Annotated in this window: 13 protein-coding genes; 10 read left to right on the top strand and 3 right to left on the bottom strand. The window is 32.5% G+C overall.

Going from position 1 to position 18,395, the window contains the following annotated elements:
- Window positions 1-4: 4 nt before the first annotated feature.
- A complete protein-coding gene (ligD, locus tag ACKC83_RS16175; RefSeq protein ID WP_434036334.1) occupies window positions 5-2,437 on the bottom strand; it encodes a DNA ligase D in 2,433 nt (810 codons plus the stop codon).
- 3 nt (window positions 2,438-2,440) lie between these two features.
- Window positions 2,441-3,214: a Ku protein gene (locus ACKC83_RS16170; RefSeq protein ID WP_434036333.1), complete on the bottom strand. Its 774-nt coding sequence runs from the start codon at window positions 3,212-3,214 to the stop codon at window positions 2,441-2,443.
- Between the two features lie 309 nt (window positions 3,215-3,523).
- On the opposite strand from ACKC83_RS16170, the gene ACKC83_RS16165 reads away from it, so the two are divergent.
- The gene (locus ACKC83_RS16165) at window positions 3,524-4,009 is read left to right on the top strand and encodes a ferritin-like domain-containing protein (RefSeq protein ID WP_434036332.1); all 486 of its coding nucleotides are present in this window, start codon (window positions 3,524-3,526) and stop codon (window positions 4,007-4,009) included.
- A 272-nt stretch (window positions 4,010-4,281) separates the two neighbouring features.
- Window positions 4,282-4,866, top strand: a complete 585-nt coding sequence (locus ACKC83_RS16160) for a hypothetical protein (protein ID WP_434036331.1) — start codon at window positions 4,282-4,284, stop codon at window positions 4,864-4,866.
- A gap of 269 nt (window positions 4,867-5,135) precedes the next feature.
- Here the strand turns inward: ACKC83_RS16160 and ACKC83_RS16155 are convergent, their stop codons facing one another.
- Window positions 5,136-5,936, bottom strand: coding sequence for an aspartate dehydrogenase domain-containing protein (locus ACKC83_RS16155; RefSeq protein WP_434036330.1), 801 nt, complete (start codon window positions 5,934-5,936; stop codon window positions 5,136-5,138).
- Between the two features lie 696 nt (window positions 5,937-6,632).
- Here ACKC83_RS16155 and ACKC83_RS16150 point away from each other — a divergent pair.
- The 8 genes from ACKC83_RS16150 to ACKC83_RS16115 all read left to right on the top strand — a co-directional run bounded on the left by ACKC83_RS16150 (window position 6,633) and on the right by ACKC83_RS16115 (window position 18,395).
- Window positions 6,633-7,382, top strand: a complete 750-nt coding sequence (locus tag ACKC83_RS16150) for a hypothetical protein (RefSeq protein WP_434036329.1) — start codon at window positions 6,633-6,635, stop codon at window positions 7,380-7,382.
- A 436-nt stretch (window positions 7,383-7,818) separates the two neighbouring features.
- Window positions 7,819-8,553: a hypothetical protein gene (locus ACKC83_RS16145; RefSeq protein WP_434036328.1), complete on the top strand. Its 735-nt coding sequence runs from the start codon at window positions 7,819-7,821 to the stop codon at window positions 8,551-8,553.
- Between the two features lie 210 nt (window positions 8,554-8,763).
- Window positions 8,764-10,254, top strand: a complete 1,491-nt coding sequence (locus tag ACKC83_RS16140) for a type I restriction-modification system subunit M (protein ID WP_434036327.1) — start codon at window positions 8,764-8,766, stop codon at window positions 10,252-10,254.
- Window positions 10,251-12,110, top strand: a complete 1,860-nt coding sequence (locus tag ACKC83_RS16135) for a GmrSD restriction endonuclease domain-containing protein (RefSeq protein WP_434036326.1) — start codon at window positions 10,251-10,253, stop codon at window positions 12,108-12,110. The genes ACKC83_RS16140 and ACKC83_RS16135 overlap by 4 nt, the downstream gene beginning before the upstream one ends.
- A gap of 2 nt (window positions 12,111-12,112) precedes the next feature.
- A complete protein-coding gene (locus ACKC83_RS16130; protein WP_434036325.1) occupies window positions 12,113-13,576 on the top strand; it encodes a type I restriction-modification system subunit M in 1,464 nt (487 codons plus the stop codon).
- Entirely contained in the window at window positions 13,576-14,706 is a 1,131-nt protein-coding gene (locus tag ACKC83_RS16125) for a restriction endonuclease subunit S (protein WP_434036324.1), read from the top strand. The genes ACKC83_RS16130 and ACKC83_RS16125 overlap by 1 nt, the downstream gene beginning before the upstream one ends.
- Before the next feature lie 33 nt (window positions 14,707-14,739).
- Window positions 14,740-16,416, top strand: coding sequence for a hypothetical protein (locus ACKC83_RS16120; protein WP_434036323.1), 1,677 nt, complete (start codon window positions 14,740-14,742; stop codon window positions 16,414-16,416).
- Complete coding sequence (locus tag ACKC83_RS16115) at window positions 16,413-18,395, top strand: hypothetical protein (RefSeq protein ID WP_434036322.1); 1,983 nt, start codon at window positions 16,413-16,415, stop codon at window positions 18,393-18,395. Before ACKC83_RS16120 ends, ACKC83_RS16115 begins: the two co-directional genes overlap by 4 nt.

Here is an 18,395-nt window from a genome sequence, read left to right as displayed (position 1 = left end):
TCATTTAAAATTTTGTCTGCGTTAGATTTTCTAATGCTTTTTCCATATCAATGCCTTTATCTAGAATATTCAAAAAAGTATCAGGTTTATTTTTGAACAATTTGGGCACAGTGGTTATGGTATAGTCTTCAATTTTTAGATTGGTATTCAAATCTTTCCAGTCTATCGGTGTCGATACTGTAGCATTTGCTTTGGCTCTTAAACTAAAAGCTGATGCTATAGTTTGTCCTATTCGGTTTTGTAAATAATCTAGATAAATTTTAGGACCTCTTTTCTTAATTGCACGTTCTAATGTGGTTAATTCGGGGAGTTGTTCTTGGATATAGTAGCACAGCAATTTAGTAAAATCTCGTGCTTCTTTATACGTGTATTTTCCACCTAAAGGAATATAAATATGGAGTCCAGTTGCACCAGAGGTTTTACAATACCCTTTAATATGGGCACTATCAAGTACCAGTTTTGCAACTTGGGCCGTCTCAACAATTTGTTCAAAAGTGTTTTGATCTGAAGGGTCTAAATCGATAATGGTATAGTTTGGACAATCTAATTGGTAAATTGTGGAATGCCAGGGATGCAATTCAATACAACCCAAGTTATTCATATAGGTTAATGTAGCCTGATCTTGGCACAGTAAATAGTTTATATCACGTTCGGCCGACTTGGAATGGATTTTAAAAGTACTTATCCATTCGGGTAAATGATCATTATCTTTTTGGTAAAAAGATGATCCGTTAATGCCATTGGGATGCCGATGTAAACTTTGAGGTCTGTCTTTTAAATAGGGCAGGATATAATCAGACATTTTTATATAATAATCTAACACGTCAAATTTGGTCAATTGTGCGTCGGGCCAATACATTTTTTCAAGGTTAGAAACCGGTACATGAATAGCATCTATCTCTAACGTCGTTCCGGAGGATGTAGTCGACTTTTTAAGCGGTACCTCTTGGTGTTCTTTGTAACCTTTAACCGGGACAGATTTATCCTCCCGTATCCGTAAAAATACAGGATGTCTCATCACACCGCTTTTTGTCCATGCTGCAAATTTTACTTCGCATATTAATTTGGGAACCATCCAATGCGCGATTCTGCCTTTTAGATGTTGTGAAATTTTAAATGTGGGTGTATCCGTTAAATAGGGTGCAAATTGTTGATGTAACGCCTTAATTTGTTGAGATGAAAATCCAGAGCCACATGTACCAACATAGATTAATTCGCCATCTTCAATCATTCCTAAAATTAAGGATGCAAACTGTCTAGAGCTGTTTTTAGATTCTGTATAACCACAAATAATGGTGTCAATATTTTCAATATTTTTAAATTTAAGCCATTCTGGGGTTCTAAGGTTTGTATAATATTTAGAGGTTGCCTTTTTAGCCATAACACCTTCCATTCCGAGCTTTATTGCTCTGTCGTACACTGTTTTTCCCATTCCAACAATATGGTCGCAGTAGGTTATATGATTAGACTCTGGTAATAATTCTTTAAGTAATTTCTTTCTATCTAGTAACGGTAAGTCTGTTGTGCTATGACCGTTAAGGTATAACAAGTCGAAAACAAAGTAATTAAGGTGACCCTTTGTTGTTTTTGGATCATAATTTTGAAGGGCGTTAAATTGAGGAATACCCTCGCTATTTAAAATAACGATTTCACCATCTAAAATAGCGGTATGCTCAATCGCTTCTAACTCGTCATGAATGATTTTGAAAGTTGAATTTAAAGATATTCCGTTTCGTGAATAGAGTGATACTGTACCAGAATCTATATTGGCTAAAGCGCGATAGCCATCATATTTTAATTCGTAAATCCAGTTCTTATCATTAAAGACGTCCTTTGCTGGTGAGGCCAGCATTGGTTTTATAATGGATTTTAAATTGGGTTCGGACGTGATCTTAGTGTCTTGTGGTTTAAAATTTTCAACGACATAATCTTCAGCATCATAAATTAAGTTTGTAGCGTACTTATCTTCATGCTTAATAAACAACCACTGATTTTGTTTGTGCGTGGAGCTAGAGCGAACCAATGTAAATATACCCTTTATTTCATCTCCTCTAAAAACAAGTTTCAATTTCCCTTTTAAGTAGTCCGCAGTCAGGTTGTCATTATCGTATAAGCTCTCAAAAGTGCCTTCATCCCAAATGGTCATTTTACCAGCACCATAATTACCCTTGGGTATTACGCCTTGAAAAGAATGATAAGATACGGGATGGTCTTCCGTGTGAATTGCCAGTCGTTTAGCTTTAGGATTCATAGAAGGGCCTTTGGGAATAGCCCAACTTTTTAGAACACCCTCCATTTCTAGTCTTAAATCATAATGTAAATGACTTGCGCGATGCCTTTGTATTACAAATCTGTATTTGTTTTCAGAATTGTAAACATCTTGAGGTTCTGGCGTGTCTTTAAAGGTGCGCTTTTTTCTGTATTCATCAAGACTCATGATTTAAGATGCTTTCTTTTTCTTTTGTTCGAGACTCGCTTTTAATTTAGCCATTAAATCTTTTGCGGCGGTTGGTTCTGTTTCAACTTTTTCAGATTTAATTGTTTTACCGGTGGCTTTAGATTCTATAATTTTTAATAATTGCGAATTATAGATGTCTTTGTACTTGGTAAAATTAAATGTAGTCGTGTAATTTTTAATAAGAGATTCAGCCATTGCAATTTCTTTGGTCGCATTTTTTGTTTTTGGTATTTTAATTGCTTTAGTGTCTCTTATTTCATCATCGAACCTTATAACATGAAGGACCATTACATTTTTATACACACCAATTAAGCACAAGTTTTCTTTTTGGCGCATTACAAATGTTGCAACGCCTAATTTACCCGTTTTCTTCAATGCTTCACGAAGTAAATTATAAGCTTTGCCACCTTCCTTTTGAGGTTCTAGATAGTAGGGTTTTTTAAAAAGTACATCGGCCACTTCCGTTTCTTCAACAAATTCTTCGATATCAATAGTCTTACTTTTTTTTACATTGGCATTTTCAAAATCTTCTTTTTCAAGAACCACATAGCCATCATCCTTTTTAAAGCCTTTTACAATGTCTTTCCATTCGACTTCCTTACCTGTTTTTTCATTGACGCGCTTATAGCGAATGCGCTCGCCATCATGTTTGTCAAGCATATCTAGGTCCAATGCTCTATCTTCTGAAGCAGAATACATTTTTATAGGTATTGATACTAGCCCGAAGCTTATTGATCCATTCCATACTGACCTCATAACGTTGTGTTTTTTATTAATATATAAATCATTAATTGTGTTTTTTAGCACGATATATAGCGAAAAGACATATTGATATTGTGGTGTAATACCTGCGGTTTTTCAATTCGTGATTCTCTATTTAAAATTAGAATGTGGAAGTGTTTTAAATTAACTCAATTGATTTTTTTTCTAGCAGTATCGGACTTATAATAATTTGATTTAGTGTGTACTGGGGTAAATTATTTGAGTTAATAATTTTGTTTTTGAGATTAATGGAGACTTCTTTTTGCAAATATCTTTACAGTATTAATTAAAAACAAAAAAACCATGAAGACATTAAAAGATTTATTTGAACACCAATTGAAAGATTTATATAGTGCAGAAAGCCAATTAATTGAAGCACTCCCTAAAGTAGCGAAAAAAGCAAATGATAGTAAGTTAAAGGAAGCCTTTGAAAGCCATTTAGAAGAAACTAAAGGTCATAAAAAAAGACTTGAAGAAATTTGTGATGCATTAGACATTTCTGCAAAAGGAGAAACATGTAAAGCTATGAAAGGCTTAATTAAGGAAACCGAAAGTTTTATGGATGAAGCAGATAGCAAAGAAGTTATGGATGCAGGTCTTATAGCTGAAGCCCAACGTGTAGAACATTATGAGATTTCTGGTTATGGTACAGCAGTGCGTTATGCTAAAGAATTAGGATATGACGACATTGCTTCAAAATTGCAAAAAACTCTGGACGAAGAGTATAATGCAGATAATAAGTTAGATAAACTAGCAGAGAGTAGACTTAACGAAAAAGCTATTAGCTAATAGAATTAGTCGTTATACTGCCTATACTTATATTAGAGTTCCCTCAGTCTAATATATTTATAGGCAGTTTTTTTATATTATTTGTTAACCGCTTGTTGTATAGCGGTTACTTTTTGCTTATACCAATCACGAATAATTAATGAAATTTAAATCATAATATTGCGGTTCCTGTAATTCGTAAAAATCTATATTATAAACCCGACTCTAGTCGAGTGGTAGCGCGTTTTTTTAATAATGGTGATCTTAGAACCATCAATTTAGTAAAGCGCATAATGCTTTTAAATGACTTGCAAATTAAGCAAGAACTTGAAAAAACCTTAAAAGGCTTTGTGGGCAGGCATAGAAATATCTCTGAAATCTTTTTAAAACACGCTAATAATTATAAAAATCTCATTCAATCTATCGATATAGATTACGATGAACTTTCTCTAGAACGTCGCCTATTACTCGGAGCTTATAGTACCATGGAGTATTCCATAGAATCTACAGCACCATTTAATCCATCTATTATCGAAGATTCTGACCAATCATTTTTGGCAGAAGGAGAAAAAAGAGTTATTATATCTTTTAGGGCAACGGGAGAAGGGCATTTATCCTCTATTGTTTTTAGAAAGGGAATTTTAGACGGGTCTAATAACCTGCGAATGATTGAGACGCATAAGCACATTGATCTTCCGGATATTATCAAGAAGAAAACATATGACAAAAAAAGGTTTATGAAGAAAATGGAAGAAATGCATATTCCAAAAACGTATTCCTCTCCGTTTATGGACTCATTACCTGATTGTTGGTTAACTATGCCCTGCTTCAGCACTAATTTCTCATTTAGAAAGAGATCGGAATTAAGTATACAATAAAAACAATGCTTGTATTCTAAGTGAAAATAGCATGATTTTTAAAAGGATAAAAGTAAATACTAGTGTATATTTATAGTGTGTTAATGCTGAGGTTTATGTACTTATAAAACGCATTGTCCATACAGACCAAGTACTGTGATATTATGTAAACAATAGGCGGTGCGTGGTTTTAAAAATACCCAAACGTTATTTGCTTATAGGTGTGGACTGTCTGCTGAACAAGTGTTTATATATAAGCGATATAGTGTTAGCAGGTATAATCGCCTATGCTAAAAAGCAATAGGCGATACAATATTTCTTAAGGTGTTTACAACGCTCCAACCGGCAATTTGAGCCGTTTTACTATAGACATCAACCACCGCATGGATTTGATCACTTTTTATTTCAATGCGGTGATCGTCTCCCACAAAATCAGGAATCGAGTGCATGGAAACTTTAATGTTTTCAGGGCCAACAGAGGCTAGCGAGGCGGCCACAGCCACATTAACTCGGGTTGGAAAAAGAGCGATGGCTTCTTTAGCGTCTCCTTTAAAGACTTCTCGAGATTCTGTTTGTAAACTGTCGTTATAGACCGCTGTATTTTTTAATGAGTTTGGTCCTTTTTGAGTGGTAAACGTCACGGTGCTTTCTTCCATTAAAGAGACTGTTCTTAATAGATCGAAACCACCAATCGCTCCAGAAGCTAAGTGCACGCGGGTATTATGTTTTAAAGCCGTTTCTTGTACTGTTTTATAAAAATCGGTGTCGGCAAGCGCACCTATGGATAGGGTTACGATAGACGATCCATTTTTTAAGGCAGGTAAGGCCCATTCTTTAAATGCGGAAGGCGAAGCTGTCTCAACGATATAATCCGGTTTAAGGTCTAGAAGCTCTTCAAAAGTAGAGCAAGCCTTACAGGAATAGTCCATTGTTGAGGTTTCAATTCTATCAGAAATGTCTTGAGCTTTTGCAAATGTTCTTGAATGACTGGCAATTAATTTAAATTGAGGTAGTAAATCCTTTAATAAGGCTTCTACTACTATATGAGCTAATTTTCCGCAACCCGCAATTGCTAATGTATACGTTTTCATGTGATTAAATATAAGGGATTTTAAACCTCAAATTTAGTCCGCTTGATCATGAAAAACTATGATAATATGTTAAGATTTCACCTGCATTGAAGTTATTATATAAAACCATATTTATGCTTAATAAGCTATTGAAAAAGCATGATTTGAAGAGAATCATTATGAAAAATCAGAGAAAGAGATGTTGTAATTGCATTTTTATTTATGGTGTAGTTAGAGCATTTCATTATTGTGTACCTCCTTTTAAACAGTCATAAAATCTCATCTTGAAATTTATACACATTAAGAAAAGTTGGGAGCTCCCATTTAAGGAAAATCTAAAGCCATACTGTTTGATTGATTACATACATAATAACGGATTGATAAATAAAAGAGAACTAAAATATAGAGTTGTTTTTTAGCACTTCTTCTTATATACCAACGCAAACCCTATAGGTCATTTATATGGGGTGTTTTAAGTCAATGTACATTATGTTAAGGTGTTATGGCGCGTTGGATTTTGTTTAGTTACGGTGTTTTTATGGCCGATTATACTTTATGTAATTCATTAATATGTATCTTTATGTGTATATAGTCCATACTATAAGCATGTTATAAACACGGTATAAGCACGCTATAACCCCTAAGTAGCTATTTGGTTGCTATGGGTTTACTTGTCGTTGCGATGTATTATGGTGCGGACTTTTAAACAGGGTGATTATGGCAAAGCAAAAAGGTATTATTCCGATAGTAGGTACGCTAGGTGGCTTTAATTTTTATTATTTAAAAGGGAAGCCCATTGTGCGTGTAGCTGGAGGCGGATTTAATGGTAAAGCGATTAAAACAAAAGCCAGTATGCAACGGGTGCGGGAAAACGGGAGTGAGTTTGGACACTGTTCCCGAGTGAATAAAATATTTAGGCAGGCATTGCACCCGTTTTATGCGGGATACACCTTCTCGCACTTCCACAGCAGGTTAATGACGTTGTTTACCCGTATAAAAACGCTAGATACCACAAGTGCTCGGGGAGCGCGACGTGTTGGGATTGGAGTAGACACCGCTGTCGGCGTCCGCGAATTATGCGATTTTGAGTATACACCAGATTGCAGACCGCATACCGTATTACCCTTTCCGTTTTCTATGGATTGGGGAACTTATACACTTTCGATATCCGATGTTGATGTAGCTCAAATTCCTTTTATTTCGGGAGCGACACATGTGGTCGTGCAATTTGGGGTGTTGGATTTCGATTTTGAAACGCTTAATTATCAGTTACACCTGGCAGATGCTGTACCTGTTTCTAAAACCTTTAGTGATCCCCTTATTAGCATGACGCCAAATACCGTTCCGAGTGGTTCAGGAACGCTGTTGGCGGTTTGTGGCGTACGGTATTATCAAGAGGTTGCTGGGGTGTTGTATGAATTAAATCGTTCTGAAGCGGTTGGGATTGAGGTTGTTGGGGTTTTTTAAATTGTGCTTATTGAGTATCTAGCTTCCTCTATGTATGCCTCCCATATACTTATGTGATAAGGCTAAATTTTATCGAGCTCTATTTTACGTGCTAATTGTAGTTTTATCACTCAACCTCCATACTCAGATTTAAGGTTTGAATGCTAACCTTATAACAGTAGATTATATATTCCTATTTTATTCTATAAGTACTATTTATGTTTAGTTGTAAATATACCTAATAATGGGTATTTGGGTACTGGTATTAATGTATTAGTTTAGTTATGTTGACAAATCACAATGCGTTGTGATTTTGGATAGTGTGATAGTTTTAGATATTTCATTTTGATATGACTAATTAATTGATGTTAATGCAGTGTTATCTGAAATTTCATTCTTCTCTTGTATTCAAATTAAAGTTTATACTCAATTTAACTAACCAAAAACTAATAGAATTATGAAAACAAAAATCAAACTATTAATTTTCTTAATTTTTATTCCAATTGTCACTGTTGGGCAGGAAGAAACGGATAAAATAGAACAAACTGACGTCACAGAACAAACTGAAAAAACTACAGTAAATGTGGAATCCATAGAAGAAGAAGGATGGAATAAAAGAATTTCATTTTTTGTAGGTGCGGGTACATCGGTAATAATAAATAAAGTTTATGAATTGCCTATAATTGATAAAACTAATAATTATGTGATTATAGAAGAGTCTGGAAGTTTAAAACCAAATGTTTCGTTAGGAATTGTGTATACACCTTTTGTTTATGATATTGAAAGATATATAAATTATTATGACTCAAATGGAGATAAAAAAGTAAAAAAAATTATTGAACACGTTCCAAAACATTTTTCCGTAGCTTTATTTATAAATCCAATAAGTTTAGCATCTGCTAATAGTAACTTAAGTAATACAGTTGATTTAGGATTTGGTTTAGGCTGGAGATCTGATAATTTTTCAGCTTTTTTGACTATGGAATTTTTTAGTTTAGAACAGCCAAGGGATTATTTTATAAACGAATATAAAACTAATGATAACCAATATATTATTGGAGGTGAGGTACAGACAGCTATAGATGTTAATGATAATTCTATTTTCAAAAATAAAGTTATGACTGCTTTTGGACTTAAAATAGCATATACATTCGATATAGTAAAAAACTACAATAATTCTGCAAAATTTTAAATTAATCACACTAAGCTTACAAATTCAAGGAATTGAAACTGTAAGCTTTTTTTATGTTTATTTAAGTTGTCTAATAAAGCCGTAAACTAATTGATACGGCTTTTTAATTTTTAAAAGTAAAACATAATTCTTAATTACTTTTTTTATTACGGAATTCCGTAACAGTATTTGGTATGCTTTTACTATTTTTAAGGATTATAAAATAGTAGAATGAACCAAAATAAAGGTAACACAATTACCCTTTCCCAGCTTGAACAATATCTAAGTAAAGCAGCCTGGATCCTTAAAGGACCCGTAGATGCTTCAGATTTTAAAATATATATATTTCCACTACTATTCTTTAAACGTCTATCAGATGTTTATGATGAAGAATATCAACAAGCCTTAGAAGAATCTGAAGGCGATATAGAATATGCATCGCTACCCGAATTTCATAGATTCGAGATACCAGAAGGTTGCCATTGGAAAGACGTTAGAGAAACGACTACAAACGTTGGGCTGGCTATTGAGAAAGCACTTAGAGGTATTGAACAAGCTAACCAAGAATCACTTTATGGCATATTTGGTGATGCACAATGGAGTAACAAAAACAAATTGTCGGATCGTTTATTAATCGATTTAATAGAGCACTTCTCTCAATACAGTTTATCAAATTCATTAGTAGAACCAGATATTCTTGGTAATGCTTACGAGTATTTAATAAAGCACTTCGCCGATTTAACCAACAAAAAAGCTGGTGAGTTTTACACACCGCGTTCTGTTGTGCATTTATTAGGACTCATATTAGATCCGCATGAAGGAGAAACCATTTACGATCCCGCTTGCGGAACAGGTGGTATGCTATTAGAATGTGTAGACCATTTAAAAGAAAACAACGAAGATTATAGAACGCTTAAATTATTCGGACAAGAAAAAAACTTAACCTCTAGCTCTATTGCTAGAATGAACATGTTTTTACATGGCATTGAAGATTTTCAGATTTCCAGAGGAGATACATTGAGACAACCTGCATTTTTTGCTGCCGATGGATTAAAAACTTTTGATTGTGTGATTGCAAATCCACCTTTTTCCTTAAAAGAATGGGGAGCCGAAAATTGGGCTAATGATCCTTTTGGAAGAAACATAGCAGGCGTACCTCCCAAAGGGAACGGAGATATGGCTTGGGTGCAACACATGATTAAATCTATGAATAGCACAGGACGTATGACGGTTGTTTTACCTCATGGTGCTTTATTTAGAAAAGGAGCTGAAGGTAAAATACGCAAGAAACTTCTAGAAGACGATATGTTAGAAGCTGTAATAGGTTTAGGACCAAATATTTTTTATGGGACACAACTTGCAGCCTGTGCTATGGTTTTTAAACAAAACAAAGACGCAGCAAAAAAAGATAAAGTTTTATTTATAGATGGATCTGATAAGATTCGTGTTGGTCGTGCACAAAACTATTTAGAGACTGAACATATTAATCAATTATTTGAATGGTATAACCAGAATAAAGATGTCGAGAACTATGTTAAAGTCGCTTCAATGAAAGATATTGAAGAAAACGACTTCAACTTAAATATTCCTTTATATGTCGAGAAAATAATAGAAGATAATTTACCAAGTGTAGAAGACGCTTTATCTGATTTAAAAACAGCCTGGGTCGAAAGCCAGAAAGCAGAAGAAAAATTTAAAACGATATTGAAAGAATTTATATGAGTACACCATCAAGTAAAGCAAACAATAGAACTCTAAAAGAATGGTTCGATAAAATAAGCAATGCAGAAATTCGATTACCAAGATTTCAGCGACCAGAAGCTTGGGATAAAAATCGAGTAGCAAGTTTAATGAATACGGTCATCCATAATTTACCATTAGGTATTACTTTACTTTTAGATATAGATAAATTAAACGAACCTTTTGTCTCTAGAGAATTAAAGACAGCTCCAGATATAAAAGGAAAAGCGACTGAGCATTTATTGGATGGGCAACAAAGGTTAACAGCTTTTTGGAGAGCACTTCATAATAATTATGAAAAAGAAAAATATTTTGTTTATAATTCTAGTTTTGATAAGTTTCTTGAAGAAGAGTTAGAAGAAGAAATAATTGAAGTAAGGTTGCAACCACGATGGTATAAAAAAGAAGTCAAACGTCCAATATGGGCTGATAATGCTAAAGATTCTTTTTTAAGAGGCCTTATTCCGTTAGATTTATTTATACCTGAAGACAACAGTACAACCTATGAAGAATGGGTTAAAGAGGCCATTAAGAATGAATATCCAGTAGAATCAGATCCTGAAGCTTTTAAAAAGTTAAATGCTTGGAATAAGAAAAAAGATCAAATTATAGCTTTTATAAGAGACAAAAAGGAAATAATAAAACACTACAATTTACCATATTTAGCACTTCCAATTGCAACGCCTAAAGATACAGCTTTACAAGTATTTATTAATATGAATACGAATAGTAAGCCTTTATCGCAATATGATATTATCAGAGCTGAAATTGAAGGTGTAAAAGGAATCTCTTTAGATGATTATCAAAACCAACTAGATAATAAACATCCAAATATTCAATATTATTTTGAACTTCCATTTTTAATAATGGCTACGTCTGCTTTAATTCAAGATAAGTTGCCCAATCAGCGTGGTATGTGGGATATGGAAAAAGATACCATGATTGCTAATTGGGATAAAATGTCTAATGGGCTTGCAAAAATGGTAACATTTTTAGAAAGTCAAGGTGTTTATGATAAAAAGCGATTACCAACAAATGCAGTCTTATCTGTAATAGCTGCTCTATATACACATATACCTGAAAGTTTAGATGTTAGAGGGAAAGCAGAGGTTTTACTTAAAAAATACCTTTGGTCTAGTTTCTTTACAGATCGTTATGAAAACTCTGCTGCGTCTAATGCGTATAATGACTTTATAGCACTAAAAAAAATCGTAAAAGAGTATAAAAAGGAAGGTTTAAATTTTATTAAAGAGAGTGATGTTCCTGTTTTAAATAGAAACAAATATCCATTATCATCATTAGAAGAATTGATTCAAGTTGGTTGGCCTAAACGTGAAAATATTAGAGCTCGTGGTATAATGGCTGTTTTTAATAAACTCGGGGCTATTGATTTTGCAGATGGGGCAACTATTAATAGACAACAGCTAATTGAAAGTAAAAGACATTATCATCATGTGTTTCCAGATGCAATTTTAAAAGAAGCAGAAATAGAAAGTTATTTAGTCTTAAACTGTGCATTAATTACCGACAAAACAAATCTTAATATTAGTAATAAAGAACCTTTTAAATATTTAAAAGAACGTTACGATTGGACTAGTGAAGATATTGTAAACTCCCGTTTAAAATCACATTTAATTCCTCTTGAAGAATTAAAAAATGGGGGTTACGAAAATTTATCGGCAGAAGATAAGAAAGAAAAAGTAACTACAGATTTTGAAGCTTTTATTAAAAAACGAGGCGAATATGTAGTACAGGCTATTAAACAACTGACTTCTGGCAACGATATTAGTGCCAATGACATTATTAATGCTGTAGAGCAACAAAGTATAGAAGTATAATTATGACCCAACAAAACCTAGAAAAATACCTTTGGGGCGCAGCAACCGCATTGCGTGGTACCATAGATGCAGGCGATTATAAACAATACATATTTCCATTATTGTTTTTTAAACGTATTTGCGATGTGTACGATGAAGAGTTCGAAAAAGCTTTAGAAGAAGGAGAAGGCGATTTAGAATATGCCGCCTTTGCCGAAAACCATCATTTTATAGTACCAGAACAGGCACATTGGAACACCGTGCGTGAAACCACAACCAATGTGGGTATTGCTATACAAGATGCCATGCGTGCTATAGAAAAAGCAAACCCAGAAACCCTTTATGGTATTTTTGGTGATGCTTCTTGGACCAATAAAAACAGGTTGAGTGATGAAACACTGACCAATCTTATAGAACATTACTCGCAACATAAGTTAAATTTAGAAAACGTACCAGACGACCAATTAGGAAACGCCTACGAATACTTAATTAAAGAGTTTGCAGACGATTCTGGCCATACAGCAGCAGAGTTTTACACCAACAGAACCGTTGTAAAACTGATGACCATGATTATGGACCCACAACCAGGAGAATCTGTGTACGACCCAACTTGTGGTTCTGGTGGTTTACTATTAAACTGTGCGCTGCATTTACGCGATGAAGGTAAAGAATACAGAACCCTAAAATTATACGGACAAGAAATAAACCTGATTACTTCTGCCATAGCACGTATGAATATGTTTATGCACGGTATAGAAGAGTTTAGCATTGTACGTGGCGATACACTTGCGCAACCTGCCTTTTTAGAAAACGACACTTTAAAAACCTTTAATGTAATACTTGCAAACCCACCTTACTCTATAAAAGCGTGGGACCAAAAAGGATTTACCAACGATCCTTTTGGACGTAATCTTTGGGGAACACCACCACAAGGTTGTGCCGATTATGCTTTTGAACAACATATCCATAAAAGTATGGATGCTAAAAATGGACGTTGTGTTCAATTATGGCCTCATGGTATACTGTTTAGAGATAATGAAAAGAAGATGAGGAAGAAAATGATTGAAACAGATACTATTGATTGTGTTATAGCTCTTGGGAAAAATCTGTTTTACAATTCTTCAATGGAATCTGCTTTATTAATTAGAAGAACAAATAAAGAAGAAAAGAAGCAAGGAAAAATATTGTTTATAAATGCTTTTGAAGAAGTAAAGGGTGAAAAAACTATTTCATATTTATTAGATAAACATATAAACAAAATCTTTAAGGCGTATAAAGGTTTTAAAGATATTGATGGGTTTGCAAGAGTTATTGATAACGAGAAAATATTAAAAAATGATGGGTCATTATTAGTCACTAATTATGTCAAATCTTCTAGAATCATAAAAAACAACACTTTACCATTAGAAGAATCATATAAAAACTGGGATAAAAGCTCTAAAGAATTGAATAAAAGTATGAATAATCTGTTTAAAATTTTGGCTTAATGGAAATGAAGATAGATAAATCTAATTGGAAAACTGTTAAGCTAATTGATGTTTTTACTAAAAAGGAGGAAAACGATAAAGAAAATGCTAGAAATAGATTCGACCGTTTTTTAAAGGTAAGCCATATGGATGCAGAATCCTTACATATTAAAAGATGGTCTAGTCAAGAAAATGGTGAAGAATTGAACCCATATTTCTATAAAATTTTTAGAAAAGGGCAAATATTGTTTCCAACGAGAAACCCGCATTTAAGAAGAACAGCTCTGGCTTCATTTGATGGAATTACTGGAGAAAAAACTTTAACTCTTGAACCGAAGGAAGAGCATTTAGTTCCTGAATATATTCCGTTTCTTTTTCATAGTGAGTCTTTTTACGTACATACAACTGGAGCAATAATTGGCTCAACAAACCCACATTGTAGATGGAGAGATGTAGCAAATTACGAATTCCTACTACCACCAAAAGACCAACAAGCCAAACTTGCTGAATTACTTTGGGCTATGGATGATGTGATTGAAATGGAGAATAAGGTTTTGGAAAAATTAAAAAAAGATGATTTGGCATATTTGAAGCATTATTTTTATGATGATAAAACTTCTGAAAGAATTAAACTAAAACATATTGTCTCAATTAAAAAAGGAAGAAAACCTCCTGTGTTATTAGAAGAAGGGGAAGGATTACCATATTGTACAGCAAAATATTTAAGAACAGGAGAAATTGATTCTATAGTCCCAAAAGGAGCTTGGGATAAGTCTATTAAAATTGATGAAACAGATATTTTAGTTTTATGGGATGGTTCAAATGCAGGTGAAATGCTTTTCGGAAAAAATGGCTTTTTGGCTAGTACAATGTGTAGGCTAAATATTAAGCAAGATGACTTTTTGAAGGAATTTGTTTTCCAGTTTTTAAGATTTAAAACTAATGATATAAAGAGGGCTACAGTTGGTTCTGCTATTCCACATGTAGATCCTGGAATGATTGAAAATATAGAAATTCCAAAACTATCAGTAAAAAATCAAAAAGCTATTATTGATATGTTTAATTCAATTAAGAATAATATTTCTTTAATTGAAACCAAAATCTCAAGTTCCAAAGCCTTACAAAAGAGTTTAATTAATCAGGTATTTTAGGGTATGGCTTATAAAGTATTTTTTTCCTTTCAAATGGATACAGAAGATAAGTATGGTAAAGGGTTTATTCAAAATGCTATAGAAATTGCCATTCAAAAACTAAAAGATGAAAGTATTGAAGTCACTTTAGATTATGGTTTTAGAAAAACACCTGGAACACCTTTGCTTATTGATGAAATGCTAAAGAAGAGTACAGAATCAGATATGGTAATTGTTGATTTAACATTTACATCTGCTAAAGAATGGTTGCAAGCAAAAAAGTACAAGGTATTTGGTAAAGAATTAAGGTTACTAAATAAGGTTGGGGATAAAAAATCTCCAAATCCAAATGTTTTATTAGAGACAGGTTATGCATGGGCAAAAAAAGGAACCTATAGAACTTTAGCTGTTATGAATGATGCTTTTGGTTCACCAAAAGAACTACCTGTAGATTTAGAAGGTTTTCGTTGGGGTATTACTTATAATCTTAATGCAGCTAATTATGCTACTAGAAAAGCTGTAAGGAAAGAATTAGCAAATGATTTATATAATGCCATCAAAGATGCTATTAACGCTGAGGCTTCACATCAAATTGAGAAATGGTCTCCTTTTAAAATAAATCAGCAATTAGACAGGTATCACAATTACTTATATGTACTTACTCCGGAATTAGAAGGTCTAATTACAAAGTTAAGAAGTTTCTTAATTAATTATAAGGGACCAATTAGAATTGCAGGAGTTCCTGGGTCAGGTAAAACTCGGCTAGTTTATGAAGTGTTTAGAAAGAATGACAATTTTGAAGCTGATGAACTTGAAAATAGTATTTTGTACTATGACTTAAAAGGAACAACGTATCAAGATATATCAAATAAGGTAGCAGATCTTACAAATTTAAACCAATTAAAAGTTGTTATAATTGATAGTTGTAGTGAAGATATTCACAAAAGAATAGCAAAAGATTTTTTCAGTACAGAATTGAGGTTAGTGACTATAGAGCCTAATTCTAATAAAAGTAAAAAAGTCTTTCCTAATATATTCATCGATGAAAATATTAGGAAAACAGTTTTTCATAATATTTTTAATTCTAAATTTCCTTCAACAAATGTGTCACAACTATATAACACTCTTGATGGTGATTTGAATAAACTTGTTTCTGTAATTGTTTCAGATGTTGAAGAAGAAGATATAGTTAAATCAGTAATTGATTTATTAACGATAATAATTGGACAAGTTAATGTAGACATTGGAGCCATTAAGTTATTGATAGCAGTGTCACTATTTAAAAAAGTAGGTGCTACAGGTTCTTATTCCTATCAAATAGAGATTATAAGAACAACTTTTGTGAAATGTCCGAAGGAAAAATTAAATGAATTAATAAGTTTTTTAGTCTCGAAAGATTTAATAATCATAAAAGGTGATTATATACTTGCGAACGCATTTGAAAAAGAGCTTATAGATCATTGGAAAAGTCAACCATTTGAAGATATTAATGAGATTGTATTGAATGTATCTAATAACAATCTTTGGAGTAATTTTTCCGACAAATTTTTTGATGTTTTAAAAAATGATGACTCTGGTGATTATATAAACAGCTTAAATTCTTTAGATGGAGTTTTAAAAGATAGTAGTTTCATAGATACAAATGAAGGTGGTGAATTTGTGAATTTATTAGCAGATTATTTTCCAAGTATAGCGCAAGAAGTAATAAAGTCTAAAATAGAAAGATTATGACAGATTTTTTTAATTTTCATAGTAGTGATAGGTATACTGTTGATACAATACTTAAATTATGTCTTCATCGTGAAACAGCAAAAGATTCTTTCAAGTTGTTATATGGGTTAGCGAATGGTGAGAGTGAGCTAAAAAATTCGGCTAATATTGAGTTTGTTTCTTTGTTTCAAATTTATTTAGCTGAAACTTGTTTGAGTTTAGAAGAACGATTACTAGTATTAGATGTATTAGTAGAAGAAAATGAGATGTCTTCTGTTATTATTAATGCCTATGAACGAGCCTTAAAATCAAATAGTTTTACAGGTAGAATTCAATCTGGAAAATCTAATAACAGAGATAATATTTTTAATCCTAATAGTGGAGAAATATCAAGTTATTATAATACTGTTATTGAAAAGTTATCTTCTATAGCTCTTGCTGGTGATGAACCATTTTCAAAACAAGCTTTTGATTCAATTTTATCAAGAGCTTATGATCAAATTAGCATTGGTAATTTTAATCAAATATTTATTGTTATCAATGAGTTTATTCAAAAACAAGGTGAAATTTCAAATGACACACGTCAAAAATTAAGGGAGTTAAGTTCTGATAGATATGAGCTTGATAAAGATTTTGTAGAAGCAATTAAAACCTTATTAGATAAATACAAACCTGAAAGTATAGAAGAACAATTAACTGCATTTGTGGTTTTACCTGCATGGATTAATGATAGAGATGAACAGGGGAACTACATAAATGTTTCATCAGAGAAAGCTAAAGAGTTGGCGCAAAAATATTTAGATGGAAGTGTTAATTGGAAAGATGATCTAGATGTTTTATTAAAAGGTGAGCAAAGACAAACATATTCATTTTCGCAAATTGTTGGTGAAAAAGGAGGGAGTGATAGTAATAAAGCCTTAATAGATTTGGTTTTTGATATTTTCAAAACAATACCAACTGAAGAACAAAACTCAGCCTTTGTTAGTGGTTTGATTTATGGTTCCAAAAATGATGTTTTTACTAGATATGCTATAGATAAATTATTATCGTCAAACTTAACAGAAGTTCATGGAATTAGGTTAATTAGATATTTAAATCCTATTGAATATGAAGATCTTTTAAAAATAAAAAACCTACTAATAGCTACTCCCAAATATTTAAGAAACCTTGAATACTTAGATTTAATACATCTAAATGATGATGAGGTTGTTGATTTAGTAGGTTGGATAAAAGATTTTAATTACTCCTTTGCTTTAGAAATTTTATATGAAATTTTAAGGAAAGATGTTGATAGATGGAATAGTCTAAAAGGAATAATAAATGAGTTGTTGTATGTTGATAAAATAACTGAATACAGCTCTTTTATTAATAGTACATTTCATATTGAAGATTTAATTTCTAAGTCAATTTATGATGATCCTTCTGATAAACACATTTCTTTTTTAGTTCATCAAATAATTAAAAACTATACAAAATTTAATTTTGAAAACGAGTCATTTTTAGACCATTTAACATACTTCTTCATCAATGACTTCTTTGATGAATCTTGGCCAATATTTGGAGAACATCTGGCTTCTGGTCAACAAAGTGGCCATAAACTTTATAGTGTTTTAGAAAAATCCGTTTCTAATAATAAGCTAATATATGATTGGGCCATTACTGATTCAAATTACCCTCCAACCGCTATAAGGTTTATGAATATCTATAAAAAGAATGATGATGGAAGTTTAGAGTGGGATCAATATGCCAAACAATTAGTTGATGAGTTTGGTAATCAACAAAAAGTTTTAGATAATATTCATTCAAAGTTTATAAATTATTCAATGATTGGTTTTGCTTCAGCATCTGGATTATACAAAAAAAGGAAAGTTTTAGTTGACCAACTTTTAGATCATAAATTTGATAATGTTAAAGAGTTCGCTAAAAATTTATCAGAATATCTTTCAAGTCAAATTGTAGAGGAAGATAAGTTTGGTGAGAATTATGAATTAGAAATATAA

It is taken from the genome of Formosa bonchosmolovskayae (assembly GCF_051016085.1).
In the GTDB taxonomy this organism is placed as follows: Bacteria; Bacteroidota; Bacteroidia; order Flavobacteriales; family Flavobacteriaceae; genus Formosa.
This window is presented reverse-complemented; position numbering and strand designations above follow the sequence as displayed.